Below are 24,996 nucleotides of genomic sequence, written 5' to 3'. Positions count from 1 at the left end.
AGTTAAAAAATCCCGGAAACGGGATTTTTTTTGTTCTCCTGCGCAACCTTTGGATTTTTCTTGCATCTGATAAAGAGATACTTCCCCACGTCAACCATTGCAATGAAGAAAATCACTTTGCTTTTTCTATTTTTTCTTACGCTGTTAAGTTGCAGTCCCGATGATGGTGATCAAAATGCAATGGTAAACGTACTCGTGCCTGTAACCAATGTAAACCTGCCAGAGTACTTTGCCGAAGGAGTGACCTATACCATAGAAATCACCTATTCTCCACCCTCCAGCTGTCATCAATTTGCAGGAATCGAAAGTGAATCTGAAGGACATGAATATTTTTTCGGGGTCATGAATTCGTATCCTCCAAATGATGCTTCCTGCGAAGAAGAGAATGGCTTAACCAGGCAAACCAGTTTCAGCTTTACTCCGGAACCAAATGATTTTTATATATTTAACTTCTGGCGAGGTCAGGATGCAGCGGGAAATTCACGTTTTCTAAGGCTAAAAATTCCTGTGGAACCAGCTTCAGAAAGCAGAAACTAAAAAGAAGAATTTGGGAATCAAGAAACTCATAAAAAGATGTCAAAAGCACGATATTAAAGCCCAGGAGCAGCTTTACAGGCTTTATGCACATAAGCTATTCCCTTTGTGCCTTAAATATTCTTCTACTTATCAACAGGCCGAAGATAACCTGCAGGATGCTTTTATGATGATCTTTAAAAAGATTCCCCAGTATAAGAACAAAGGTTCCTTTGAAGGCTGGATGAAGCGGATTACCATAAACATTGCGCTTCAAAAATACCGAAAACAAGCCGTTTTTGAGATCGTAAGAGATGACCAGCTCAAAGAACCGGAAGTTGAAATCGATGAGGAAACGGTATCTGTAGATTTTCTACTTAAGATCATTCAGGAGTTGCCAGACAGGTACAGGCAGGTTTTCAACCTTTATGCACTCGACGGGTTCTCTCATAAAGAAATATCAGAATTACTAAAAATATCAACAGGAACATCAAAGTCAAATCTGGCACGGGCCAGAATTATCTTAAAAGAAAAAATAGAAGCCGCCCAATTAAAATCTACCGCCCGGTCCGTGTAAAATGAAAGAGAAAAAGAACATAGACAGATTATACCAGGAGAAATTCCGGGATTTTGAGGCCACTCCACGAGAGGCTGTCTGGAAATCTATTTCGGCGAAGTTGCAGGAAAAAGAGAAGCCTAAAGTGCTTCCTGTACCGCTATGGTCAAGGATTGCCGGGGTCGCAGCTATTATTAGTATCATTATGCTCATTGGCGACTGGATCTTGCAGCCGCAACAAAATTCGGTGGTCACAGGAGAAGAGCAAATTCTGGAAAAAGACAGGGAAATAATCACTTCCACAGAAGCTTCTATTGCTACCATTAACCCAGACAAGAAAGAGAGTTCAAAAAGCCATTTTTCGAATCCCAATAAAGCATCTTTAGCTAATACAAATGAAAAGAAAACTCCTGTAGAAGAAACTTCTTCAATAAGCCCTTTTGGAGCCAAGAAAATTCTTCTTTCGATCCTGAAATCTGAAAAATCTATTACTTCAGAAGAGAATTTAGAAGAAAAACCTCTCAAAAATGGCATTTTTGAAAAGAAATCTATCCTCGAGGCTTTAAATGAAGAAGCTTCAGAAGAAAAAATGAAAGTTGCGTCTTTTGCGGGCCGACTTGAGGTAAAAACGCATGCGGCGCCTATTTACTACGGCAACTTCAGCAAAGGAAACTTCCTGGATTCGCAGTTCGACAATAACAGCAGTGAAGGGGAAGTGACTTATTCCTATGGAATCAATATTGCATATGCCATTTCTGACAAGTTAAAGATTCGCTCGGGCGTCAACAAAGTTTCCCTGAGCTATAACACCAGCGGGATTGAGTATCATTCGGTCGTGAATCCTTTTGCAGTAAGCAGTATCAATTATACCAATCATGATAACCTCGACAACAGCACCCTTGCCGCATCTCCTGCGGGAGGAAAAGGGGAACCGTTAGCTGCCCTTAACAAATCGTCTTTTGGAAACCTTAGTAAAGGAATGCTTAATCAAAGACTGGGATATCTTGAAGTGCCGGTGGAGCTGGAGTATAAATTGATCAACAAAAAGATTGAACTTAATGTGATTGGTGGTGCGAGTACCATGTTTCTGGATGAAAATATGATTTCTGTAAATTCCGGCCCTCTTTCTACAGATCTTGGGGAAGCAAATAACCTCAATAATATTAGCTTTAGCACCAATATAGGTTTGGGCGTGGATTACAACCTTAACAGAAAATTCAAGCTGAACGTAGAGCCAATGTTCAAGTACCAGTTAAATACTTTTAGCTCTTCTTCCGGTGGGTATCAGCCTTACTATCTGGGAGTTTATTCAGGATTTAGCTATAAGTTTTAAATTGGGAAAATCGCCATTCTGAAATTATTCCAGATTCTCGTTTTTTCACCCTTCTTAATTACCCCCAGAACTCGAAACAAGTTCAGGTTGACGTAGCGCAGCCTTTTCATCAGCTCCTCACGTGTAAATAATCTCTACTCTACACTCGGATTCTCCAGTTCCTCCAAAATCACTGCTCTGGTTTTTTCCCGCAGTTCTTTTTTATCTGCCTGTGTTTTCCCGGCAGTAGAAATAAAAGGATGGATCTTCACCCTCATTTTACCGGGACTTCCTGAAAAGAATTTATAAGAGAACCGCTTTTTATTATCGTGAAAGGTGATGGGAACAACAGGAATCTGGTGATCTATTGCCAATCTAAAAGCGCCGTCCTTAAATTTGTCAAGCACAATAGAGTGATCATCGGGCACGCCTCCTTCCGGAAAAATACAAATACTGGTACCTTCTTTTAACCTTTTTTGAGCTCTGGCAAATACTTCCTGCCGACTCCTTTGATTTTCCCGGTCTACCAGGATGCAGGTGCGTTTATAGAAAAATCCAAAAATGGGAATTTTTGCTAGTTCTTTTTTTCCGACGAAAACAAAAGGATTTCTTATGGTGATAAGCATCAGCATAATGTCTGTCATCGAGGTGTGGTTAGCCACGAGCATGTAGCTTTTGCCTTTTTCAAGCCTTTTTTGCCTTTTTATCTTCGGAATAAATCCCATCCCGAAAAGAATAATTACCGCCCAGATCTTGGCGATGTAGAAAAATGCTGGATACCACTTTTCCCGCGAGGAGGCCACCAACAGAAAGGGGAATAAGACTAGAATAGGAATAGCCATTAAGATATAAAACCAAATGCGCCATAAGAGGATAAGAACCGCTCGAAATATTCCCATAGATTCCAAAAATAAGGAATTGGATTGAGGGAATTCTTTAAAAAAAGTACCTTTGTGAAAAATAAAGAAATTCGATGTCCAGAATACTAACAGGCGTACAAAGCACCGGAACTCCCCACCTGGGAAATCTACTTGGAGCAATTATTCCCGCTATAGAATTAGCGAATGATCCTAATAATGAATCTTTCTTATTTATCGCGAACCTGCATTCTTTAACTCAAATAAAAGATGCTGAAGTGTTGCGCCAAAACACGTATTCTACTGCTGCGACCTGGCTGGCTTTTGGGCTGGACATTGAAAAGACGGTTTTTTATCGTCAAAGTGATATCCCTCAGGTTACTGAACTTTCCTGGTATTTAAGCTGCTTTTTCCCATACCAGCGACTTACGCTTGCGCATTCTTTCAAAGATAAGGCAGACCGGCTCGAGGATGTGAATTCAGGATTATTCACTTACCCTATGCTTATGGCTGCAGATATTCTCCTTTACGATGCTGAAATTGTTCCGGTAGGAAAAGACCAATTACAGCACCTGGAAATGACGCGCGATGTAGCTTCTCGTTTTCATGCAAAAATGGGTGAGACTTTCGTGATGCCTGATGCTAAAGTAGCCGAAGAAACTATGTACGTTCCCGGAACAGATGGTGCCAAAATGAGTAAATCTAAAGGCAATACCATAAACCTCTTTTTGACGGATAAGAAACTTCGGAAGGAAATAATGGGAATTCAGACAGATAGTACTCCGCTGGAAGAACCAAAAGATCCTGATGTCGATAATGTGTTTAACCTCTATAAATTACTAGCCTCTAAAGAGCAAACCGCAGAAATGAGAGAGAATTATACTGCAGGAGGTTATGGTTACGGACATGCGAAGCAGGCTTTATATGAGCTATTGATCACCAAATTTGGAGAGCAACGGGAAAAATATCATTTCTACATGAACAACCCTGAAAAAATTGAAGAAGCACTAGCGGTGGGAGCAGAAAAAGCTCGAAAAACAGCTGATGAAGTCCTCCAAAGAGTGCGGCAGAAATTGGGTTACTAAACCGCTTCAAAGAGTTTTCCCGGCAAAGGCTTGATTACTCCCTTTAGCTCCATATTGAGCAGTAAAGTGGCAGCTTTGAAAGTAGGAATACTGCAGTTCAGGGCAATTAAATCAAGTTGTTCTTTGCCGTTCTTCCTGAGAAAACTGTAAAGCATTTGCTCCTCTTCTTCCAGCTCTACAAAAAGCTGTTTTTGAACAGGTTTTATTTTTGAATCCGGTTGCCAGTTGAGCATATAAATTAGGTCTGCTGCAGATGTTAAAACATGCGCCTGCTGCCTTTTTATCAATTCATTGCAGCCTTTGCTCTGGCTGTCCCCCGGCCTTCCCGGAACGGCAAAAACTTCCCGATCATAGGAATTGGCAATATCTGCAGTGACCAGAGAACCGCCTTTTTCGGCACTTTCAATCACTACGGTGGCTTCGCTTAATCCTGCGATGATCCGGTTGCGCTTCAAAAAATTATTTCTATCAAAAATATCTGTACTCCAAAAATCAGTTAGAAAACCGCCATTTTCTTCTATACCTTTTACATACTTATGGTGCAGTTTGGGATAAATCTGGTTGAGGCCGTGTGCAAGACATCCAATATTCTGGATTCCGTGCTTCAAAGCGGCTTTTTGAGCAGTTATGTCAATACCATACGCAAACCCTGAAACGATTACCGGATCAAGTGGCGCAATATGTTCAATAAATTCCTCACAAAAAGCAATTCCGTGGGAAGTGGCATTCCTGGTTCCTACGATGCTTAAGATCTTCCTGTTAACGAGATCAATACTGCCTCGCTGAAAGAGCAGTACAGGCCCATCAAAACAATGTTTCAGTTTTTCGGGATATTCTTTATCACGAAAATCAAGACAGGTGATATTTTGCTGCTGGATGAATTTCAGTTCCTTTTCGGCCTCTCTTAAATGCACCGCATCATAAAGTCCGTCAATTTTAGCATTTCCTACACCATCTATCTTGAGCAGATTCTGCTTTTTCTCTTTAAAAACAGCTTCAGCAGATCCTGCAAAACGAATAAGTTTTTTTGCCGTGGCATCACCTAGATTCGGCACATGCTGCAGGGCCAGAAGGTATTGTAGATCAGAAGAAAACATTCAATTTTTTCCCTGCAATAAAAGCAAAAATACCTTTTGTTGATAAAAACTGTAAGGGTTATTTTTTCAAAACAGAAAAAGTTCTACTTTTGTTTTAATGGCAATAGCGACTTACATAAACGATTTACTCTACAGGTACGAATGTGTGATCCTTCCGGGATTCGGAGCTTTTATCACACAACGTCAGCCTGCGCGTGTTTACGCTTCTACAAATGAATTTTATCCACCACAAAAAACGGTTTCTTTTAACCGTCAACTGGTGAAAAATGATGGTTTGCTTGCAAACCATATTTCAGAAGTTGAAAATATCTCTTATGACGCCGCTATTGAAAAGCTGAATTTCTACGTTCAGGATCTGCAAATTGTACTTCAGAAAAATAAAGTTGTAAATTTTGAGAACATAGGTTCTTTTACTCTGATTGAAGATGACAAATTGCAGTTTGAACCTGCCGCACAAACGAATTACCTCAAAGAGGCGTTTGGATTAAGCTCTTTCGCTTCTGAAAAGATCCTAAGAGAAAGTTATAAAAAGCAGGCAGAAAAACTGGAAGAAAAAGCACCTATCGCCTTCACACCCGAAAGAAGATCCAGAAAAACTGCTTCTTTTGTGAAATACGCAGCAGTTGGACTCGTGGCCATCGGCCTCAGCGGCTTCGCAGGACTGAACATCTACAGTGATCAGGTAAACGAACACAATGTTGCAGAACAACAAAAAGCTGCTCACCAGCTGGAAAATCAAATCCAGAAAGCGACCTTCATTATTAATAATCCTTTACCTGCAGTTACTTTCAAAGTAGACAAACAGTCTGGCAACTATCACATTGTCGCCGGAGCTTTCAGGCTGGAAGAGAATGCCGAAAAGAAAGTTCAGGAATTAAGGCAGGAAGGTTATAAAGCCCGCCAGATTGGAGCCAATAAATACGGACTCTTCCAGGTCGTCTACAGCAGCCATGAAGCACGTCTTGATGCGTTAAGAGCCTTACGTGAAGTAAAAAACTCCTCCAATCCGGGAGCCTGGTTACTTGTTCAGGAACTGTAAATCAAGAATATTCTAGAATTATTTCTTTAAACACCCTTTTTGGAAGGGTATTTTATATTGGCATTAACAGGAATGTTTTGTCAATCAATCTTACCTTTGCCGAAAAATTAGCATAAATGGACGCAAAATTTCCCGCTGAATCTAGAACTACTTTAACAGACTTAGTACTTCCCAGTGAAACCAACCCTTTAAATAACCTTTTTGGAGGAGAACTACTGGCAAGAATGGATCGCGCTGCAAGTATTGCCGCCCGCCGCCATAGCCGAAGAATTGTAGTGACCGCCTCTGTAAATCACGTGGCTTTTAATAAATCCATTCCTTTAGGAAGTGTGGTGACGGTAGAGGCAGCTGTTTCCAGAGCTTTTAAATCTTCTATGGAGATTTTTATAGACGTTTGGGTAGAAGACAGGGAAAGCGGCAGGAGAAGCAAGGCAAATGAAGCCATTTATACTTTTGTAGCCGTTGATGAAACCGGCACACCAATAAACATCCCACCACTGCAACCCGAAACAGATCTTGAAAAAGAGCGTTTTGAAGCTGCTTTGAGAAGAAAACAGCTTTCACTGGTTCTTGCAGGTAAAATGAAACCCGCAGACGCAACCGAACTAAAAGCCCTGTTCAAAGATTAATTTTTCCTGAGTTATTATCTCTTCAGGATCCAGTCTTCAGGATCCATTTTTTGAGAATTCTTGTAAAGTAAGAAATGGAGCGTGGTCTTTCCGGTAGAAATACTGGTGGCCACTTCTCCCAATTCCTGACCTACAGAAACCTGGTCTCCTCTCTTAACTGAGATTTTTTCAAGATTATTATAGACGGTAATATAATCTCCATGCCTTACCATAACGGCCTTGTTTGCTCCGGGAACCGCCTGTACTTCACTCACGGTGCCGTTAAAAATCGAGCGTGCTTTACCTCCGTCTTCGGTATCTATTCTTATCCCGTTACTGGTGATCGTTGTGGTGGTCACCACCGGGTGTCTTTGAGTTCCAAAATGCATGGAAACCACTCCGGATCTCACTGGCCAGGGTAATTTTCCCTTATTACTTTCAAAATTGGCGGCTAAGGCCCGGGCTTCGGGTGTAAGCTCAAATGTTGTACGGGAAGTAGACCCTGTTTCCCTGTTATTACGTGCAATGGCTTCCGCAATGATCCGCTCTATTTCCCTGTCGATAGCATTTATCTCCTTCTGCTTCTGGTTTAGTTCCGCAGCGAACTGGCCTTCTTTTTTTCTAATGGAAGCAATAAGTGATTGCTGCGCTTTTTTATTCTCTTCCAGCTGCGCACGAGTTTTGCGGTTTTGGGTGATTAATTGGTCTTTGGCTTTCTTCTGCTCTGAAAGACTTTCATTAAGCTCCTGCAATTGCACCGTACGAGCCTTTATTTCCTCTCCCTGCTGTTTTCTATAGTTGGTGTACTGCTTCATGTATTGCAACCGCTTATAGGCCTGCAAAAAGCTTTCGGAAGAAAGTAGGAACATGATCCTGCTTTGTTGGGATTTGCTTTTGTAAGATCTTTGCACCATTTGTGCATAATCTTCTTTTAGACGGGTCAATTCTTTACGCAAATCACCAATTTTTCGTTGATTGGCATCCATTTCACGCGTAAGCAAATTGGCCTGTTGATTGGTGACCCGAATGAGCTTCTCTGTAGATCGTATTTGTTGATCTAAATCTTCCACTTCAGTGAGAATGGATTTCTCCTTCCGAAGATTTGAACTGCGAAGGTCGCTGATCCTTTTGATTTCCTGCTGAAGCTGCACTCTTCGGTTTTCAAGTTCCTCACGCTTATCTGATTGTGCTGAAACTGTGAAACTGAAAAGAAGGAGCAAAATTACTAAGCCTCCAAAAAGCCTGTTTTTCATAACTATTCTATAGAAATTTCATCATATCCCGAAGGCATCGTGAACGGAAATGAAACCGGCACATTAAACTCTACCGATCGAAATTCCATATCTATCTGCGTATTTGAAGCGCCTTCATTTGCTATTATTTTAATCTCTTTCGGAAAAAGCCGTCCTTCCACATTTTGGTATTCGGGATAGGTAATAGTGACTCCCCTGCTTGCGCCGGGTTGAGTGATTTGCTGTGCAATGGCTTTATAATTCCCGGCATCCAACAGGAACATCTTCTTAAGATAATTTTCCGCTGCCGGTTGCAGCTGATATCCACGGGAAGATTCAGTCAACTTATACGGCTCATCTCTCATGTTATAGATCGTTTGACCAATAAGTAAATTCTGAACCTTTTGGAAATCCAATGGTGTCCCCAGAACATCACTTAACAACCTGAAATCCCCGTCAAAGGAAGTACCTGAAATCTTTTCATAAAACTGAACGCTGTTTGGAGTAATCAAAACCTTGGCTAGTGGAAAACCCATTAACTGCGCACTCATCCAGATGGTGTCATCTTTTTTCATCCTGTAACTCACCGTCACCGCCTGGTTTTGACTTTCATTTTGAAAATGTACGCGTAACCTTCCCTGCAGGGTTTCAAATTCCGCTTCATTTTGGTAGTGGTTCTTTATTACCTCCACTGCTGCCGCATCTTCTACAGGCGCTTCGCCCATCTTCGCAGTCCTTCCACTTCCACAGGAGGTTAAAAGGATTATGCCGCTAATAAAAAGTGCTATTTTTATTTTATTCATGAATATTCTGCTTTTCTAATTGTGCCGCTTTTTTTTCAAAATCGGCTGCTTTTTTAGTATTCTGAAGCCCTCTTTGGGTGATCACCAGCTCACGGTAAAACTTTGCTTCCATCTCAGGTTCCTCTATAAGATAATCCAGCCCCGTTATAAGAATCTCTTCGGCTTCAGGAAACTTTCTTAATTGATTCAATGCCGTGCCATTAAAAAGGTACAGCAAAGGTTGTGAGGGAAAAGCTTCCAGCCCGTTTTCACTAAGATTTGCCGCTGCCTGAGAATTCTTCAGCTTCAGCTGTAAATCAAGCGTTTTTTCAAGAACGTCAAAATTTGAAATATCTTCAGAAAGTGCCATTTCATAGTATTTCAGAGCCTCTTTATTTCGCCCGCGCTCCAGGTAAAAGTTTCCTAACTGGCCATAAATCTCCGTATTTCCCTCTTCCTGAGAAAAAAGAGTTACTACTTCTCTTAATTCCGGCTCCAGTTCCGGCTTTTCAGAAACGTATTCCAGGAAATCATTGAGCACTTTAAATTTTGTTTCCTGATCGATCTCTTCGCTGTTAAAAATAACCTTCATGGATTTTACAGCACTATCTGCACTCTCATCTGTCAGGTAGAATTTGTACAGCGCGAGATGCACCAGTTCCGATCCGGGATTCATCTCCTGCAGTTGCCTGGCTACTTCAAAAGCCTTCTCTGTATTTCCTTCCTCACTGTAAACAAAAATAAGATTCAGGTAATTTCTCTCGTTCTTTGGATCTTCGACAATCCTCTTTTCAAGATCAGCTATATGCCCCTGCACATCTCCTGTACGACCATAAATCTGGATTCTAAGCCCATTCCTGTAACTGCTGTTTCCCCATTGTTCATCAAGATCATCCAGCAACTGCAGTGCTTCATCATATTTTTCATTAATGACATACAGGTTGGCAAGATCTTCAGAAAACGTGGGATTCACCGCTACCAGTTCTTCTACAACGGGTAAAGCCTCCTCAAATTGTTTATCGAGAAAATATGCCTCGTATAATTCGGCCAAAATTACTTCGTTTTCAGGAGCTGCTTTCCTGGCCTGTTCCAGGTAAGAAATTGCCTCTGAAAATTCTTCAAGTGCATTGTGATTTTTGCCTAATTCCAAATAAACGACGGTCTTTTTGTCAATACGCAAACATTTAAGAAGCGCCGCAATGGCCTTCTCGTGATTCTCAATTGCTTTTTCCTTAAGTGCTTCGAAAAAATTTTCCTGAAACTCATCGGTAACATTTCCAAGATCATCTCCAGATTCTACATGAATGACATTCTTTTCTTCCTGCGGAAAAACTTCCACCGAAAGAAGTAGAAGTGCAGTGAAAAATGCTATATTCAAATGTCTTTTCATGTTTTCAAAGCCCTTAAGTAAGGCCGCATTTATTCCAGAACAGAATAATCTCCGATACTAATTTCGGTAAAATCCCCATCAAAACGCGCAAAATTACCAATCATGGCATTCTTTAAACTGGCATTCTGAACTTCTGCAAAAGTTTGAATAAGACTGTCCTCTATAGTGGAATTCGTAATTTTTGTTCCATTCCCTACAGAAACATTTGGGCCGATTTTGGCATTTTTGAGTACCACGTTCTCACCAATATAACACGGCTCTATAATTTCTGAATTCTCTATTTCCACGTTCTCAGATATCAATTTTTCTCCGTCCTCCTGAAGGAAATTCAAGATCCTCGTATTAGTTTCCACGGTTACGTTTTTGTTTCCGCAGTCCATCCATTCGTCTACTTTCCCGGGAACAAAGCGCATTCCATTTTCTTTCATGGCCTGGATCCCGTCATTGATCTGGTATTCACCACCACGTATGATATTCTTATCAAGAACCGTTTGAAGTTCATTCTTAAGCACCGCCACATCTTTGAAATAATAAATTCCAATAACGGCGAGATCTGAAACGAATTCTTCTGGTTTCTCTACAAGGTCTACAATTTCCCTTTTCTCATTCAACTGTACCACCCCGAACGCGCTTGGATTTTCTACTTGTTTCACCCAAATCACGGCATCGGCATCTTTATCTAAAGTAAAATCTGCCTTAAAAAGAGTATCTGCGTAAGCAATTACAGCAGGACCTTCGAGAGATTCTTTGGCACACATAATTGCGTGACCGGTTCCCAAAGGCTTATCCTGGTAATAAATTGTTCCTTTTGCACCCAAAGAATTGGCGATCTTCTTTAAATCTGTTTCTACCTTTTCACCAAAATCCTCACCAATCACAAAAGCAACTTCATCGATCTTTTCATCCAGTACTTTGGCAATATCCTCCACCAGACGATGAACGATAGGCTTCCCTGCAATTGGAATCAAGGGTTTTGGAACAGTTAAGGTATGAGGGCGAAGACGCGAACCGCGACCTGCCATAGGTACTATAATTTTCATTTTTATTTCTTTAGATATGCAGATTTAAAATCTTTATTTTATTTTTTCCTTGAATGAATCCTAATAAGTAAAATTGAATTACTTAGTTCCTGTGCTACCAAAGCCACCTGCACCACGATCGGTTTCTTCCAAAACATCTACTTCATTCCAGGAAATATGCTCATGACGCGAAATTACAAGCTGCGCCACGCGCTCGCCGTTTTCGATCGTAAATTCATCATTGGAAAGATTCACAAGAATGACCCCTATTTCACCTCTATAATCGGCATCAATAGTACCGGGAGAATTGAGTACGGTAATGCCCTTTTTGGCTGCTAAACCACTTCTTGGCCTCACCTGCGCTTCGTACCCAACGGGTAGTTCTATAAAAAGTCCGGTTTTCACGATGGTTCTTGCTAATGGTGCAAGGGTCACCGGTTCTGAAAGATTTGCTCTTAGATCCATTCCCGCCGATGATCCTGTAGCATAGGAGGGTAATTCATGGCTGGATTTATTGATTATTTTTACGTTCATTCCTTTAATTTTTGAAGCTTCAGCTTCCCTTTACCAGTTGTTTTAGCTGATCTTTTTCAGAAAAATAAATAGTGGCAAAAAAGATAAGAATTAATATACTCCCGATGTAATAATTATTTCTAAAAACATAAAAATACAATACCGAAAAACCTATGGAAAGGGACAAATATCCACCAATCTTTTTAAGGTCATAGGGCACGGGATAATATTTTCTTCCGAAGTAGAAAGACAGCAGCATCATACTGCCGTAAGCCGCCAGTGTGGCAATAGCTGAACCTACATAACTGTAAATTGGGATAAGCCAAAAGTTAAGTGCCAGGGTAACCACAGCACCAACCACAGAAATATAGGCCGCAAAGCGTGTACGATCGCTCACTTTATACCACACAGAAAGGTTGTGATAAATTCCCAGGAACAGGTTGGCAATAAGGATCATTGGGACCACCACCATTGCTTCCCAATAATCAGAATTTGGGATAAACACCAGTTTTATAAGATCTGAAAATATGGTAATCACCACCAGGATCAGCGCACCAAAAATGACAAAATATTTGGTAATTAGCGCATACGTTTTTCGGGCATCTTTTTCCTTAGCATGACTAAAGAAAAATGGTTCTATTCCCATTCGAAAAGCAGTTGCAAACAAGGTCATGAACAGTGCCAGCCTATAACAGGCAGAATAAGCTCCCACCTCAAATTTCGCAATTCCCTCCGGAAGCAAACGGCCAAGTAGTATCCTGTCAAAAGCTTCATTAATCGCAAAAGCAATACCTGCAATTAAAATAGGGGTCCCATAGCCCAGCATATTTTTCAATAAACTGCGATCGAAGCTGTATTTCAATTTTAAATAAAATGGCAACATGACCAGCAGAGTGAGAGCACTGGCGATAAGATTAGAAATAAAAATATAAGCTATCTCAAAGCCCGGCCGATACAGGTATTCAAAAAGGGCATTTTCAGCTGCTATTCTGGGAAGCAATATTAGAAAAAATACATTGAGCCCAAGATTAACAGCCACATTTCCAATCTTGACGGCTGCGTATACTTTTGGTTTTTCGGTAGCCCTGAGCCATGCAAAAGGAATTACTACCAGCGCGTCCAGCGCAAGAATTAAAATAACGTATTCAAGATAATGGGAGGCAATGTTTGTTGTCGAAGAGATATAATCTGTAGAAAGAAAGGCGAAAATCAGGAATAAAACCGTACTTCCAATGAGGGAAATTGCCGAAGTCGCCGTTACCTTTTCACGATGTTCATCATGATGGAAAAACCTGAAAAATGCGGTTTCCATTCCGTAAGCAAGCAAAACGTTGAATAAGATGATCCACGAAAAAACAATGGAAACCTCCCCAAATTCTTCAGGAGATGGCAGGTATTCCACGTACAGCGGAGTTAACAGAAAAGACAGCATTCTTGGGACAACTGTTGCGATCCCGTAAATTGCGGTTTGTTTAAAAAGCTTCTGAAAGAGCCCCAATATTTATTTGCTTATGATTTACCCGGACAAAGGTACACAGGCTAAATTAATGCTGTATGTTATCGGGGTAATTTATTTTAACATCAGAATCCCTTTTTTGGATATTGGAGATCTTAAAATAGGAAGTTTTCCCTTCTTTTCGAAAGCTCACCACGGCCTCATCTTCTTTTAGTTCAAAAGGAAAATCCCGGATGATCTCTGGGGCCTGATTCCCATATTCTTCTCGGGGATCTGAACTCATAACCAGGTCTGGTGCCTTTTTGGTGCCAGAAGATGTTTCAAAATGGCCAATGTAAAGATTATCATTCTGAGGTTTTGTCGTCAATTTCGCCTTTTTTCCGCGGAAATAGACACTATCTAATTGAACTTCGGCCATTTCCCCGTTTACCGGAATGAAAAGATTATAACCAGCTCCTGAACCCTTCACACCGCCCACCCAGGGCGTGTAATAGGCTTGCTGAAATGCTACAGGAGCCTCTTCTGTGATCTTTTGCCCGTTTGCACAATTTGACATACTTATAATAATAAAAATTCCGAAGAAGAAGGTAATAGTTGCTTTCATTAGAGGCTTTTTTTAGGTGATATTAAGGTAAAGACAAAAGTAGTACCAAAAATGCCCTTTTTTTATAATTATCTTAAAATGCAAAAACCTCATACGTCGTGGTATGAGGTTTTTATATTGAATAAAATATACTTTCTAGTTGTTCAATGCTTCGGCACCACCCACAATCTCGAGGATCTCGTTTGTAATAGAAGCCTGTCTTGCTTTGTTGTAAGACAATTTAAGCTCGTCTCTAAGTTCGGTAGCGTTATCTGTGGCTTTGTGCATGGCCGTCATCCTTGCGCCGTGTTCCGAAGCGAAAGAGTCTCTTAACGCCTTGTACAACTGCATTTTCAAAGACTTTGGAATTAATTCAAGAACAATCTCCATTTTAGAAGGTTCATAAATATAATCAAGCACCACCTCTTCATCTGTCTCCACAGACACAATAGGCAGGAACTGTTCGTTCATGACCTTTTGAGTTGCTGCATTCACAAATTGATTATAAACAATCCTGATTTCGTCATACTTACCTTCTACAAAACGTTCCATAAGCTCTTCGGCAATCTCAGCTACATTGTCGTAGGTAAGTTCATCGTAGATCGAGGTGTTGTTATTATAGATATCAAAAGTCTTGGACAGGATATCATTGGCCTTTTTACCCAAGGTCATCACCTCTACATTCTTATCGCCATATTGATTGGCCGCAATGTATTTTACTGCTTTGATGATGTTGGTATTAAAAGCACCTGCCAGTCCCCTGTTAGAGGAAATTGCAACAATCAGCACATTTTTAACCTCACGCTGCTCTGCATATTTACTGCCCTGATCATCGGCTAAAGTAGCGCTGAGACTCTGCAACAGTTCTGTGAGCTTTTCGGCATAAGGCCTCATTTGAGTAATCGCATCCTGGGCTTTACTCAACTTTGCAGCCGATACCATTTTCATGGCACTGGTGATCTGCATGGTTGAAGAAACCGAGGTAATCCTGTTTCGAAGGTCTTTTAAGTTTGCCATAAGTTTATTTATGTCATTCCCTCAAAAGAGGGAATCTTTTAAATTCTATGAGATTCCCGCTCGCGCGGGAATGACAATAATTACTATGCTTCTGTTTTGTACTTAGCCGAAAGTTCTTTTGCAACTGAAGTCAATGTATCTGTAACTTCATCGGTAAGTTTTCCGGCTTTCAAAGTATCAAGAACATCTCTGTGTTTTGCATCAAGATACCCTAAATAATCTTTTTCAAATTCTCTTACCTTTTCTACAGGTACATCTCTAAGAAGGTTCTTGGAACCTGCGAAGATGATCGCAATCTGCTTTTCTACAGGGTAAGGATCGTTTTGCGCCTGTTTAAGGATCTCCACGTTACGTTTACCTTTCTCGATCACGCTTAAGGTAGCAGGGTCAAGATCTGATCCAAACTTGGCAAATGCTTCCAGTTCACGGAACTGTGCCTGGTCAAGTTTTAAGGTACCAGCAACTTTCTTCATAGATTTGATCTGAGCAGCACCACCAACACGTGATACCGAGATACCCACGTTAATCGCAGGACGAACCCCGGAGTTAAATAAATCTGAAGTCAGAAATATCTGCCCATCAGTAATCGAAATTACGTTGGTTGGGATATATGCTGAAACGTCGCCGGCCTGAGTTTCAATAAGCGGAAGTGCCGTTAAAGAACCACCACCCTTTACTTTGTCTTTCAAAACATCAGGAAGATCATTCATTTCTTTCGCAATATTGTCATCTGCAATCACTTTTGCAGAGCGCTCAAGCAATCTTGAGTGAAGGAAGAAAACATCTCCAGGATATGCTTCACGTCCCGGTGGGCGACGTAAAAGCAAAGATACTTCCCGGTAAGCCACCGCCTGTTTTGATAAATCATCATATACAATTAAAGCAGGACGACCCGTGTCTCTAAAATACTCCCCAATCGCAGCACCTGCAAATGGAGCGTAAACCTGCATTGGAGCAGGATCTGAAGCGTTTGCAGCTACAATAGTCGTATAGGCCAAAGCACCTTTATCTTCAAGAGTCTTGGCAATACCGGCAACTGTAGAAGCTTTTTGGCCGATTGCAACATATATACAATATACAGGTTCCCCTGCATCATAAAATTCTTTCTGGTTAAGAATTGTATCGATAACCACGGCAGTTTTACCTGTTTGACGGTCACCAATCACAAGTTCCCTTTGCCCACGTCCAATCGGCACCATCGCATCAATGGACTTAATACCAGTTTGTAATGGTTCGGTTACAGGCTGACGGTAAATAACTCCCGGCGCTTTACGCTCTAATGGCATCTGGAAAGTTTCACCTTCAATAGGTCCTTTTCCATCTATTGGGGCTCCAAGTGTATCAACAACTCTTCCCACAATTCCTTCTCCAACGTTGATAGAAGCAATTCGCTGCGTCCTTTTGACAGTAGCACCTTCTTTTACCTGCTTGTAAGCACCTAAAAGTACCACCCCAACATTGTCTTCCTCAAGGTTAAGAACAATTCCTTCTAATCCGCCTTCAAATTCAACCAACTCCCCGTATTGCGCATTCGCAAGTCCGTAAACATTGGCAATACCGTCACCAACATTTAGTACGGTACCAACTTCGTCTAAAGAAGCCTTCGCCTCATATCCGGAAAGTTGTTTCTTTAAGATTGCTGATATTTCAGCGGGATTTATTTCTGCCATAATATTTCAGAATTAAATGCCACCCAAAAAGGTGACTGTTTTAATTAGATTTTAGATACGTATGTATTGTTTTGTAATTCTCTTTTTATAGAGGTTAATTGAGAGGCGACGCTTGCATTGTATTGCAAATCTCCCACTCTTAAAATGAAACCTCCTATGATGCTAGCATCAATGGTATTTTTTATTTCAGCTTCATTGCCGGTCAATTCCTTGACCTTCGCCTGAATTTTAGTCTCAAGCTGTGGTGTCAAAGGTACGGCAGTAGTTACTTTTGCAACCTGAATACCCATCATGGAATTGTACAATTCATCATAGCGTGAAGCCACAAGCGTTAACAACTCCAATCGATTATTATCACCTAATATCCCAAATAATCCCAGCGTAACAGGATTTACATCTTTAAAAATGGCCTTTAAAGAGCTGATTTTTGCACTCTCCTTCACCACCGGACTTTTCAAAACAGCCCTGAGTTCATTGCTCGACTTAATTGTCTGCACAATAAGGTTCATATCTTCATGCACCTCTTTAGCTACATTTCTGTCCTTAGCCATTCCAAGAACCGCCTTAGCATATCTTTGCGCTGCTCTGCTTCCTGTCATAACCTTAATTTAAAGTTACATCATCAAGCATATCTTCAACCAGCCTTTGTTGCTCTTCACGGGTTGAAAGCTCTTGCCTTACCACTTTTTCTGCAATTTCTACAGAGAGAGTAGCTACTTTGTTTTTAATATCTGCCAGCGCAGCATTCTTTTCATTCTGAATACTTGACTTGGCCTGTGCGATCATTTTGTCACCTTCATTTTGCGCTTCTGTACGTGCTTCAGAGATCATTCTTTCCTTAATCTCCCTGGCTTCCTTGATCATAGCGTCACGCTCCATTCTAGCCTCCTGAAGTAATTTTTCATTATCGGCCTGCAGGTTTTGCATTTCTTTTCTGGCTCTTTCTGCAGAATCCAATGCATCCTGAATTCCCTGCTCCCTGTCATTTAAAGCATTAAGAATGGGTTTCCATGCGAATTTCCATAGCAAAAGAGCTAAAACAATTACTACAAATAATTGCCAGAAAAACAATCCAAAAGAAAAATCATTGATTAATTTTTCCATAATATATTAGTGTGTATGATGTTTAATTTAATAATAATTCAGGCCTTACAGCCAACCGCTGTAAAACCTGAATCTTTTAATTTGATTAGGCTGCGAACAATGCAGCAAAAGCAACACCTTCCAAAAGTGCAGCGATGATAATCATCGCAGTCTGGATTTTTCCAGCAGCTTCTGGCTGACGAGCAATTCCTTCCATTGCAGCGCTACCAATCTTACCGAGACCAAAACCAGCTCCAATAATAATTAAACCAGCTCCAATCATGCTTAAATCTAAGGCTTCTTCCATTACTTATTTATTAAATTAAACTTACTCTTATTTATACTAAAAATTATAATACCGGCACGTCTTCATTATCTGCAGGATGGTCATGATCATGTTCTTCAACAGCCGCTCCTATATAGAGCGCACTCAATAGAGTGAAAATATAGGCCTGTAGAAAAGCTACCAAGAGCTCAATAACAGAAATGAAAATAGTAAACCCAAAAAATGCAGGACCGGCGATCCAGTTCTTAAAGATCACGATCAGCCCAAGTAGTGTCATGATTACTACGTGACCTGCCGTCATGTTCGCATACAAACGAATCATTAACGAAAACGGTTTTACAAACAGTCCAAGTAATTCAATAGGTGCCATGATAATTTTCATTGGCCACGGCACACCAGGCATCCAAAAAATGTGTTTCCAGTAAGATTTATTTCCGCTAAACTGCACTATAATAAAAGTGACCAGTGCCAAGGCAAATGTTACGGCAATATTACCGGTTACGTTTACACCAAGCGGAGTCATTCCCAACAGGTTCAAAATCCAGATAAAGAAAAACACGGTCAAAAGAAAGCCCATATATTTTCTGTATTTTGGACCAATATTAGGTTTTGCTATATCATCACGAACATACAGAATCAATGGCTCAAGAACACGCCCAAATTTTCGTGGAATGGTTCTTTTCTTGTAACTGTTCGCCAATGATCGAAACAAAACAAACATTAGTATTGAAACCAGAATCATTGTTACAACGTTCTTGGTAATAGAAAAATCTAAAGGACGCTCATTTGAAGGATAACCGTCTTCCCCGTATTGAATTGTTCCTTCAGCATCTGTTTCGTATATCTTGCTATGATAAAGTCTGTAATATTGTCCATCAACCTCCGCTACTTCTTCTCCATGATGAAATTTACCCGAAGAAAATACTTTTAATCCTTCATCCCACAAGATTACGGGAAGCGGAAAACTATAATGTGCACCAGTTTCAGCATCTGAAAAGAATGTAAAGTCATGAGAATCCTGTAAGTGATGGTCTATGTACTCTTTAATCTCTTCTTCTGTATCCACAGCACTAAGTTCGCCGTGTTCTGCCTGGTCCTGATGTTCTGCATGTTGCTCCAGTTCAGGATGTTGTTCCTGATCCTGAGAGGTAGCATTAAATGCTACTCCCATTAAAAGAAACGCCAAAAAAATCTTCAAAATGTTTTCCTTTTGCATTTTCAGGTAAATTTCAGTCCTCCAAATTTGGGTGCAAATGTACACAATTATATAAAAATAAATACCCCTAAAAGTGAATTAGTTTAATGTTTTCAATTTGAATGCAATTACTTGCTATTACGAAAGTTAGAAGCATTCAGCAGCTTAATTACATAAAATATTTCCAGTACTACGCATACAACATAAGGGACGAAAAAATGTAAAAACAGCGATTTGCTCAAAGTAATGTGTGAAGTTTTTATGAGGTAGGCGAAAATTCCAAGTTTAATAGCGCCGCCTAAAAGAAAAATAAAACCGAGTTGTTCCTTCAGCTTTTTACTGGCCAGAATTATGGAAGTTGTGAAAATAAGAGTAATGCCGGCATTAAATTTATATGCAAAATTTAGAAGCTCGGGAGAAACCTCAAAAAAGAGGTTATTAATATAGAAATGAATTATATAGGTAATTCCCACAACGAAAACAAGTAGGAGAGGGAACCTAAAAAGGTGCTTTAGCATATAAGTTAATTGTCGAAATTCTTTAATTGTTTTAGAACTACAAGGACAGATGCAACGAGGCCAAAAAGCACGAGGCCAATGGTGAACCAGTTTCTTTCGGAAGAATATCGCTCATCCAGCTCCTTTCCTGCCCAGGCGCATAAAAATATGGTACCCCCCATTTCAAAGGCAATACCAGTAAAGATGGCCCAGTTTTTAAGCTGACTTTTCTTTCCCTTCCTGTTTTTCTTTTCTTCCTCCTCTTTCATCGTTGATGGATTTTACGCGTCCTTTCATACAGCAGGTAGCGTCAAAAACAGCACCCGGTTCTACAGCAAGTTTAGATGCCGTAACTTCTCCTTCAATAGAAGCCGTAGATCTTAAACTAAGAATATTATTGATGTTTAACTTTCCAGAAAATTTGCCTTCAATATCTGCATTTTCACACTCCAGAATTCCATTGATACACCCTTCTTTGCCTATAACGACCTTGCCGGGGGTTTTCACATTGCCTTCTACGTAGCCGTCAATTCTAAAGCCGCCTTTGGCCTCAAGATTTCCAATAATTTTTGTGCCTTGTGCGATTTTATTCTGATCTCGGCTTACTTCAGGCGTGGATTTCGATTTTTTCTCTTGTGAAAACATTACTGGGGGGTATTGGTTAAGTTCTTTAAATATGAATCAATATTTTTGTGGATTTGTACAATCCTGTAATTTGGTGTTGAAATATAAAAAGAATTATTATTTATCTGGTAATCTTCGCTTTCGCTAAGCTTTTTTGCCAGTCCTTCTGCCCTCCCACGGGAAGAAAAACCATGCAGCACGACAAAATCCTGCGTAGGATCGTAAACATCCCGGGACACCTTTAGATCATTATATTGAAGCACTGACAGGGCTTTATTCAGAGAATCCATAAGGGCATTTTTTTCCTGTTCCTGTTCTTTTCTGAAAGGAAAAACCAGTTTAAAAGAGCCGGCAGTACTATCCTGCTTAAATTCTTTTTCTGCAAGCGCAGGAAGCGATTCATTGTAAAGTTGCTGCGCCCTTTTACCTTCTTCACTCTGCGGAAAATTAAGCGCTACAAAATTCAGTTCTTCTTTGTAAGCTTCAAAACCGTGAAGCCGCCCTATGGCCATCGCCTGAAGCAGTTCCAGTTTTGGTTCAACCGCAGTTCCCGAAAACCTGTTAGAAAGGTCCTCCGTTTGAGCAATAACCTCCTGGTACTCCTGGTTTTCAAAAAGTTGATACAATTCATTGTACAGCATTTCAGGATCATTCTCATCCTGAAGTAAACTTCCCGGATTATCAAGAATAGCAGCATATCTGGTGTCGGGATATTCCTGTACAATTTCTATTTTTAGAGCCTGCGCCCGTGCAAGTTCCCCCGCATCGGAATAGATTTTATAAAGATGGTATTTTGCAGGAAGGATAAGCCGTTCTTCGGGATCACTTTGCAGCAAGAGTTCCAGGTTTCTCGCGGCCAGCCCGTCATCTCCAAATTTTTCCCTGTAGATAAGCCCCAGCTGGTAATAAGCAAAATTCCGCTCTATTTGAAGACTGTCCAGTATTTCGGGATCCGTCGGGATCTGTCTTATGTACGTCTTTGGGTCATGCAAAGGATCGTCTTCTATAGCAGCTTCAGAAATGGCTAATTGATTGTCTTTCTCAGAAAGGTTGCCCATGCCTCCGGTTCTCCAATTATCGGTTAAATCACGGTCTCCCCAAATCCTGAAGAATTCCTGCTTTCCATAAGCAACAGCCGTTGCATTGTAGAAGTAAAAGCTATTCGCCGGATTTGGAACTCCCGGCATGGCAGTTCTTTTGTCTTCAAAGAAATTCATCGCTCTTTCTTCTGAAGCAGTTCCAGGTGTTTCAGAAATGTTCTTTTTAGCAGTTGCTTTTAAGTCATTGGTATAAGCCGTGAAATATTCAAGGCGTTCAGCATCCGAAAGATCTGCTAAATAAAGAATACTGTCTGTTTCTCTGGCAATCCCTTCGTACGTGGTCACATCCTGAAGATTTTCCCTTTTCTTCCTGATAAGCCGGAATTCATTTGAATTTTGGGGCAACCTCAACATGGTACTATCGTAATATGCACCGGCAACCTCGTAATATCCGGCGTCAAAATTAATATTTCCGAGGGTTTGGTAATCCAGGCTTTGCAGGTAGGGATCTTCGGAAGGCGAACGCAGCGAACGGTTGTAATAATCTATTGCTAAATCAAGAGAATCTGCCTTGTAATGGAATTCCGCTAACTGAAAGTAAATCTTATCAAGAAAGGGCCTGTTTTCCCTGTTCCGTTCCATTGAAGTCAGAGATTCGAGGATAGCAGCCTTATCTTCGGCATTTATTGATGCATTCTGCAATTGAGCAATTTGCGCATTTATCAAATAAATTCTGGGAGATTTACGATTAAGATCTATCACCTCTTGAAAAGCGATGTTTGCACTGTCTTTCTTGCCGAGACGATCGTACAACTGACCTGTTATAAACAGGTACCTTCCTCTTTCCTCATTGTTTCCGGTATACTGTGCCGCAGTTTTTATAGGTGCTACTGCGCTGTCAAGTTGAGAGAGATTGATATAAGCTTCTGCGAGCATCGCAGCGGCATCTGCCCGGTCCTCGTCTTTCAACTTCTCCTGTTCGAGTATTTTTTTTAGGTTTTTTATCGCCAGCTCTTCAAATTCAAGCCGAATATTTACTTTCTCCCGCCAAATACGGGCGTGATTGATCGTATTGCTTAACGGGTATTTATGCAGAATGTAGTTGAAAGCTTCCAGCGCAGGAATAAATCGCTGATCGTAATACCTTGCTTTTCCCAGAAGCAGGTAAGCTTCATCAATCTGCGGATTCTTCTCGCTGCCTTCAATTAACATGGAATGCCGCTGAATGGCCTTTACGGCTTTCTCTTCGGCAATCTCAAAATTAGGGTTCCTGGTTTCTCCCGGCGCCAAAACCTCTTCGCTTACCTGCATGCGTTCCACGGGAAGAATGTTCCAGTAGTCATCGCGGTAGCTTTGATTTAACTCCTCTTTTCCTAATTCAAGCGCAAGATTGCCGTTGTACAGCGTATTATATTCCGAAGTGATCGCATGCCAGTTGCGGTTTACAAAGGTGTTGTTCTTTCGTGAACACCCGGCAACACAAAAAATGATGACCACCCAAAAAAGGCCTTTTCTAAATGCTTTCAAATCAAACGATTCTTTGATATTAGGGATAACTGAATTGTGCAGATTTTATTGTAAAGGCAAAAATAGGTAAATTTCCCTGAACCTGTGAGGATTAGGTTTCAGGATAAATTCCTGCTGTGTTAGTCTGGAACTTCTACTTCCTGAAATGGTATTTCGGGCAATCTTTTCTCGGGTTGTTTGTAGTAGAACAATGCCCCAAAAAAGATGACCACTTGTGCAGCAATAGAGAAAATAGATCCTTCAAACCCAAATTCGCCCCCGTTTAGAAGGTTTCCAGTAGTGTAATTGAATTCGAGCAGAGAATAAAAATCCTGTCCGCTCACATTAAACCCAAAATGCGTCTGAAAAAGGTTCCAACCAAAATGTAAACCAATGGGATACCATAAATTTTTCGTATAGATGTATGTAATTCCCAGGATCATTCCTGCCAGGAAAAGATCAAATAAGCTAAAAAGGCTAATGTTTGGGTTCATCCCGTGCATAATGGCAAATAGTGCCGAAGACAGTGCCAGCGCAACATATTTGTTGGTGGAAAACATGAAATTCTTTAGAACGTAACCTCTAAAAAGGGCTTCTTCCACGAAAGCGACGATAAGGAATAAGATTATAGAATAGCCCAACTCCTTCCAATTAAAAACCACTCCGGAATAATCAATTTCATCTATACTTATTAGCAGTAAGAATCCAAAAATCATGGTTACAAGCCCAATTCCGGTGCCAACCAGGAAATCCTTCATTCTGCCTTTTGTATGAAACCCGAGGCAAATAAATTTTTCTTTGTCCACATACCTCATAAAAATCCAGAGAAGGAAAAAGGTACCAATCATTCCGAAAAAATTCACTGCCAGTTGCTGTTCCGAAGTCATTGCAGCATCGGGATCTGTAAAAGAGGCGCCCGTTAATGCCATTCCTATTAATTGAAAGATTCCAACGACGAAAAAGTAAGGAAGGATTAAGAGCAGGACTCTCGCCCAGCCTGGAATTGCAGATTGTTGTTTCATGAAAGGTTAAGATTATTGAAAATGGGGAAAAGGAAAGATATTTTACTTTCTGTGCCGGCTCTTTAGCAAAATCGTTCCGCTGCTTAGTAAAACGATGGCTGAATAGAGATAACCGTTTTCCAACTCGCCGGAAAAAGCTCCACCGAGGAAAATTCCTCCAAGAATAAGTCCGGTTACCACGAATAACAGCTTGGAAAGGCTTAATCTTATCTCCCATAGTCAAAAAGGGGATTTTACGATTACTTTTTTTGAATTTCTTGAGAATTCTAATAGCTTTTTACGACATATCCTCCTGCACTTCTGTGGGCTGTTGTCCTGCGAAATAAGATTCCAATTCTTTTAAAGTTGCTTCCGAAGTTTTGATGTCATTCACTACTTTCCCTTTGGCAAGCACTACGATTCGCTCGCAAACCTCGGTGACATGAATAAGATCGTGACTGGAAATAAGTACAGTGACTTCAGAGTTTTCTGTCAGTTCTTTGATGAGTTTCTTCAATTTAATTTGCGTGGTAGGATCGAGGTTTGCAAAAGGTTCGTCGAGAATAACCACTTTTGGATCTCCAATTAGGGCGGCAACAATTCCCACTTTCTTTTGATTCCCTTTGGAAAGATCCCTCAGATATTTCTTTTGCCCTAAAATTTCTCCGTTAAAGAAATCCTCAAAATCCTTTAGGAAATTAGCGACATCGGCCTTGTTTCGGTTCCGCAGTTCCCCAATGAAGTAAAAGTATTCTTCAGGCGTGAGATAGCCTATTAAAAAGCTTTCATCAATGAAAGAAGAGGTGAATGGTTTCCATTCCTCACTCTGGCTTACAGTAATTTCGTTATTAAAAACGTTACCTGTAGAAGGCTGTATCAAATCCAGCAAAAGACTGAAAAGAGTGGTTTTTCCCGCGCCATTATTTCCCACGAGTCCAAAGCTTTGTCCAGTTGGAATTTCAAGGTGTTCTATATTCAGGACGGTAGTTCCGCCGTAATTTTTTGATAGGTTGGTAATTGTAATCATGGTTAATT

26 protein-coding genes are annotated in these 24,996 nt (G+C 40.6%); 6 read left to right on the top strand and 20 right to left on the bottom strand.

Going from position 1 to position 24,996, the window contains the following annotated elements; all coding sequences use genetic code 11:
* The first annotated feature begins 102 nt into the window (after positions 1–102).
* Genes ACOV1Q_RS02485 through ACOV1Q_RS02475 form a run of 3 tightly spaced genes read left to right on the top strand, consistent with a single transcriptional unit; the run spans position 103 to position 2,402 of the window.
* Complete coding sequence (locus ACOV1Q_RS02485) at positions 103–537, top strand: hypothetical protein (protein WP_424492859.1); 435 nt, start codon at positions 103–105, stop codon at positions 535–537.
* A gap of 10 nt (positions 538–547) precedes the next feature.
* Positions 548–1,090 carry an RNA polymerase sigma factor gene (locus ACOV1Q_RS02480; protein WP_424492858.1) on the top strand — a complete coding sequence of 181 codons (543 nt, stop codon included), beginning with the start codon at positions 548–550 and terminating at the stop codon, positions 1,088–1,090.
* A gap of 1 nt (position 1,091) precedes the next feature.
* Entirely contained in the window at positions 1,092–2,402 is a 1,311-nt protein-coding gene (locus ACOV1Q_RS02475; RefSeq protein ID WP_424492857.1) for a hypothetical protein, read from the top strand.
* A 134-nt stretch (positions 2,403–2,536) separates the two neighbouring features.
* On the opposite strand, the gene ACOV1Q_RS02470 is transcribed toward ACOV1Q_RS02475, so the two are convergent.
* Positions 2,537–3,280 carry a lysophospholipid acyltransferase family protein gene (locus ACOV1Q_RS02470; protein WP_424492856.1) on the bottom strand — a complete coding sequence of 248 codons (744 nt, stop codon included), beginning with the start codon at positions 3,278–3,280 and terminating at the stop codon, positions 2,537–2,539.
* 74 nt (positions 3,281–3,354) lie between these two features.
* On the opposite strand from ACOV1Q_RS02470, the gene trpS reads away from it, so the two are divergent.
* Complete coding sequence (gene trpS / locus ACOV1Q_RS02465) at positions 3,355–4,323, top strand: tryptophan--tRNA ligase (protein ID WP_424492855.1); 969 nt, start codon at positions 3,355–3,357, stop codon at positions 4,321–4,323.
* On the opposite strand, the gene dprA is transcribed toward trpS, so the two are convergent.
* Positions 4,320–5,420 (bottom strand): DNA-processing protein DprA, encoded by a 1,101-nt coding sequence (dprA, locus tag ACOV1Q_RS02460; RefSeq protein ID WP_424492854.1) that lies wholly within the window; start codon positions 5,418–5,420, stop codon positions 4,320–4,322. The genes trpS and dprA overlap by 4 nt on opposite strands.
* 97 nt (positions 5,421–5,517) lie before the next feature.
* Between dprA and ACOV1Q_RS02455 the strand changes: the two genes are divergently transcribed.
* Entirely contained in the window at positions 5,518–6,459 is a 942-nt protein-coding gene (locus tag ACOV1Q_RS02455; protein ID WP_424492853.1) for an HU domain-containing protein, read from the top strand.
* Positions 6,460–6,575: 116 nt separating this feature from the next.
* Positions 6,576–7,088 (top strand): acyl-CoA thioesterase, encoded by a 513-nt coding sequence (locus tag ACOV1Q_RS02450; protein ID WP_424492852.1) that lies wholly within the window; start codon positions 6,576–6,578, stop codon positions 7,086–7,088.
* Positions 7,089–7,102: 14 nt separating this feature from the next.
* Here ACOV1Q_RS02450 and ACOV1Q_RS02445 read toward each other — a convergent pair whose 3' ends face one another.
* The 18 genes from ACOV1Q_RS02445 to ACOV1Q_RS02360 form a co-directional block, all read right to left on the bottom strand.
* Complete coding sequence (locus ACOV1Q_RS02445) at positions 7,103–8,320, bottom strand: murein hydrolase activator EnvC family protein (RefSeq protein ID WP_424492851.1); 1,218 nt, start codon at positions 8,318–8,320, stop codon at positions 7,103–7,105.
* A 2-nt stretch (positions 8,321–8,322) separates the two neighbouring features.
* Positions 8,323–9,102: a lipoprotein insertase outer membrane protein LolB1 gene (lolB1, locus tag ACOV1Q_RS02440; RefSeq protein WP_424492850.1), complete on the bottom strand. Its 780-nt coding sequence runs from the start codon at positions 9,100–9,102 to the stop codon at positions 8,323–8,325.
* Complete coding sequence (locus tag ACOV1Q_RS02435; protein ID WP_424492849.1) at positions 9,095–10,471, bottom strand: tetratricopeptide repeat protein; 1,377 nt, start codon at positions 10,469–10,471, stop codon at positions 9,095–9,097. The genes lolB1 and ACOV1Q_RS02435 overlap by 8 nt, the downstream gene beginning before the upstream one ends.
* A gap of 29 nt (positions 10,472–10,500) precedes the next feature.
* A complete protein-coding gene (locus ACOV1Q_RS02430) occupies positions 10,501–11,511 on the bottom strand; it encodes a sugar phosphate nucleotidyltransferase (RefSeq protein ID WP_424492848.1) in 1,011 nt (336 codons plus the stop codon).
* Between the two features lie 78 nt (positions 11,512–11,589).
* Positions 11,590–12,024, bottom strand: a complete 435-nt coding sequence (gene dut, locus ACOV1Q_RS02425) for a dUTP diphosphatase (protein ID WP_424492847.1) — start codon at positions 12,022–12,024, stop codon at positions 11,590–11,592.
* Between the two features lie 19 nt (positions 12,025–12,043).
* Positions 12,044–13,501 (bottom strand): oligosaccharide flippase family protein, encoded by a 1,458-nt coding sequence (locus tag ACOV1Q_RS02420; RefSeq protein WP_424492846.1) that lies wholly within the window; start codon positions 13,499–13,501, stop codon positions 12,044–12,046.
* A gap of 46 nt (positions 13,502–13,547) precedes the next feature.
* The gene (locus tag ACOV1Q_RS02415; RefSeq protein ID WP_424492845.1) at positions 13,548–14,063 is read right to left on the bottom strand and encodes a hypothetical protein; all 516 of its coding nucleotides are present in this window, start codon (positions 14,061–14,063) and stop codon (positions 13,548–13,550) included.
* Positions 14,064–14,198: 135 nt separating this feature from the next.
* Entirely contained in the window at positions 14,199–15,059 is an 861-nt protein-coding gene (atpG, locus tag ACOV1Q_RS02410) for an ATP synthase F1 subunit gamma (protein WP_424492844.1), read from the bottom strand.
* 83 nt (positions 15,060–15,142) lie between these two features.
* The gene (gene atpA / locus ACOV1Q_RS02405; protein WP_424492843.1) at positions 15,143–16,729 is read right to left on the bottom strand and encodes a F0F1 ATP synthase subunit alpha; all 1,587 of its coding nucleotides are present in this window, start codon (positions 16,727–16,729) and stop codon (positions 15,143–15,145) included.
* A 44-nt stretch (positions 16,730–16,773) separates the two neighbouring features.
* Positions 16,774–17,328 carry an ATP synthase F1 subunit delta gene (gene atpH / locus ACOV1Q_RS02400; protein WP_424492842.1) on the bottom strand — a complete coding sequence of 185 codons (555 nt, stop codon included), beginning with the start codon at positions 17,326–17,328 and terminating at the stop codon, positions 16,774–16,776.
* Between the two features lie 4 nt (positions 17,329–17,332).
* A complete protein-coding gene (locus ACOV1Q_RS02395) occupies positions 17,333–17,833 on the bottom strand; it encodes a F0F1 ATP synthase subunit B (protein ID WP_424492841.1) in 501 nt (166 codons plus the stop codon).
* An 85-nt stretch (positions 17,834–17,918) separates the two neighbouring features.
* Positions 17,919–18,119 carry an ATP synthase F0 subunit C gene (gene atpE / locus ACOV1Q_RS02390; RefSeq protein ID WP_424492840.1) on the bottom strand — a complete coding sequence of 67 codons (201 nt, stop codon included), beginning with the start codon at positions 18,117–18,119 and terminating at the stop codon, positions 17,919–17,921.
* A 43-nt stretch (positions 18,120–18,162) separates the two neighbouring features.
* Positions 18,163–19,314 (bottom strand): F0F1 ATP synthase subunit A, encoded by a 1,152-nt coding sequence (gene atpB, locus ACOV1Q_RS02385; protein ID WP_424492839.1) that lies wholly within the window; start codon positions 19,312–19,314, stop codon positions 18,163–18,165.
* Between the two features lie 502 nt (positions 19,315–19,816).
* Positions 19,817–20,059, bottom strand: a complete 243-nt coding sequence (locus tag ACOV1Q_RS02380; protein ID WP_424492838.1) for an AtpZ/AtpI family protein — start codon at positions 20,057–20,059, stop codon at positions 19,817–19,819.
* A complete protein-coding gene (locus ACOV1Q_RS02375; RefSeq protein ID WP_424492837.1) occupies positions 20,007–20,435 on the bottom strand; it encodes a bactofilin family protein in 429 nt (142 codons plus the stop codon). Before ACOV1Q_RS02375 ends, ACOV1Q_RS02380 begins: the two co-directional genes overlap by 53 nt.
* Positions 20,435–22,981, bottom strand: coding sequence for a type IX secretion system periplasmic lipoprotein PorW/SprE (gene porW, locus ACOV1Q_RS02370; RefSeq protein ID WP_424492836.1), 2,547 nt, complete (start codon positions 22,979–22,981; stop codon positions 20,435–20,437). Before porW ends, ACOV1Q_RS02375 begins: the two co-directional genes overlap by 1 nt.
* A gap of 119 nt (positions 22,982–23,100) precedes the next feature.
* Positions 23,101–23,982: a CPBP family intramembrane glutamic endopeptidase gene (locus tag ACOV1Q_RS02365; protein WP_424492835.1), complete on the bottom strand. Its 882-nt coding sequence runs from the start codon at positions 23,980–23,982 to the stop codon at positions 23,101–23,103.
* Between the two features lie 277 nt (positions 23,983–24,259).
* Entirely contained in the window at positions 24,260–24,988 is a 729-nt protein-coding gene (locus ACOV1Q_RS02360) for an ABC transporter ATP-binding protein (RefSeq protein ID WP_424492834.1), read from the bottom strand.
* Between the last annotated feature and the right edge of the window lie 8 nt (positions 24,989–24,996).

The organism is Salinimicrobium maris (assembly GCF_049680855.1).
Taxonomy (GTDB): Bacteria; Bacteroidota; Bacteroidia; order Flavobacteriales; family Flavobacteriaceae; genus Salinimicrobium.
This window is presented reverse-complemented; position numbering and strand designations above follow the sequence as displayed.

Excerpts from the sequence above, each read along its gene's own strand:
- ACOV1Q_RS02485 (WP_424492859.1), top strand. The coding sequence starts at position 103 with ATGAAGAAAATCACTTTGCTTTTTCTATTTTTTCTTACGCTGTTAAGT.
- ACOV1Q_RS02475 (WP_424492857.1), top strand. The coding sequence starts at position 1,092 with ATGAAAGAGAAAAAGAACATAGACAGATTATACCAGGAGAAATTCCGG.
- ACOV1Q_RS02470 (WP_424492856.1), bottom strand. The coding sequence starts at position 3,280 with ATGGGAATATTTCGAGCGGTTCTTATCCTCTTATGGCGCATTTGGTTT.
- trpS (WP_424492855.1), top strand. The coding sequence starts at position 3,355 with ATGTCCAGAATACTAACAGGCGTACAAAGCACCGGAACTCCCCACCTG.
- dprA (WP_424492854.1), bottom strand. The coding sequence starts at position 5,420 with ATGTTTTCTTCTGATCTACAATACCTTCTGGCCCTGCAGCATGTGCCG.
- ACOV1Q_RS02455 (WP_424492853.1), top strand. The coding sequence starts at position 5,518 with ATGGCAATAGCGACTTACATAAACGATTTACTCTACAGGTACGAATGT.
- ACOV1Q_RS02450 (WP_424492852.1), top strand. The coding sequence starts at position 6,576 with ATGGACGCAAAATTTCCCGCTGAATCTAGAACTACTTTAACAGACTTA.
- ACOV1Q_RS02445 (WP_424492851.1), bottom strand. The coding sequence starts at position 8,320 with ATGAAAAACAGGCTTTTTGGAGGCTTAGTAATTTTGCTCCTTCTTTTC.
- lolB1 (WP_424492850.1), bottom strand. The coding sequence starts at position 9,102 with ATGAATAAAATAAAAATAGCACTTTTTATTAGCGGCATAATCCTTTTA.
- ACOV1Q_RS02435 (WP_424492849.1), bottom strand. The coding sequence starts at position 10,471 with ATGAAAAGACATTTGAATATAGCATTTTTCACTGCACTTCTACTTCTT.
- ACOV1Q_RS02430 (WP_424492848.1), bottom strand. The coding sequence starts at position 11,511 with ATGAAAATTATAGTACCTATGGCAGGTCGCGGTTCGCGTCTTCGCCCT.
- dut (WP_424492847.1), bottom strand. The coding sequence starts at position 12,024 with ATGAACGTAAAAATAATCAATAAATCCAGCCATGAATTACCCTCCTAT.
- ACOV1Q_RS02415 (WP_424492845.1), bottom strand. The coding sequence starts at position 14,063 with ATGAAAGCAACTATTACCTTCTTCTTCGGAATTTTTATTATTATAAGT.
- atpG (WP_424492844.1), bottom strand. The coding sequence starts at position 15,059 with ATGGCAAACTTAAAAGACCTTCGAAACAGGATTACCTCGGTTTCTTCA.
- atpA (WP_424492843.1), bottom strand. The coding sequence starts at position 16,729 with ATGGCAGAAATAAATCCCGCTGAAATATCAGCAATCTTAAAGAAACAA.
- atpH (WP_424492842.1), bottom strand. The coding sequence starts at position 17,328 with ATGACAGGAAGCAGAGCAGCGCAAAGATATGCTAAGGCGGTTCTTGGA.
- ACOV1Q_RS02395 (WP_424492841.1), bottom strand. The coding sequence starts at position 17,833 with ATGGAAAAATTAATCAATGATTTTTCTTTTGGATTGTTTTTCTGGCAA.
- atpE (WP_424492840.1), bottom strand. The coding sequence starts at position 18,119 with ATGGAAGAAGCCTTAGATTTAAGCATGATTGGAGCTGGTTTAATTATT.
- atpB (WP_424492839.1), bottom strand. The coding sequence starts at position 19,314 with ATGCAAAAGGAAAACATTTTGAAGATTTTTTTGGCGTTTCTTTTAATG.
- ACOV1Q_RS02380 (WP_424492838.1), bottom strand. The coding sequence starts at position 20,059 with ATGAAAGAGGAGGAAGAAAAGAAAAACAGGAAGGGAAAGAAAAGTCAG.
- ACOV1Q_RS02375 (WP_424492837.1), bottom strand. The coding sequence starts at position 20,435 with ATGTTTTCACAAGAGAAAAAATCGAAATCCACGCCTGAAGTAAGCCGA.
- ACOV1Q_RS02365 (WP_424492835.1), bottom strand. The coding sequence starts at position 23,982 with ATGAAACAACAATCTGCAATTCCAGGCTGGGCGAGAGTCCTGCTCTTA.
- ACOV1Q_RS02360 (WP_424492834.1), bottom strand. The coding sequence starts at position 24,988 with ATGATTACAATTACCAACCTATCAAAAAATTACGGCGGAACTACCGTC.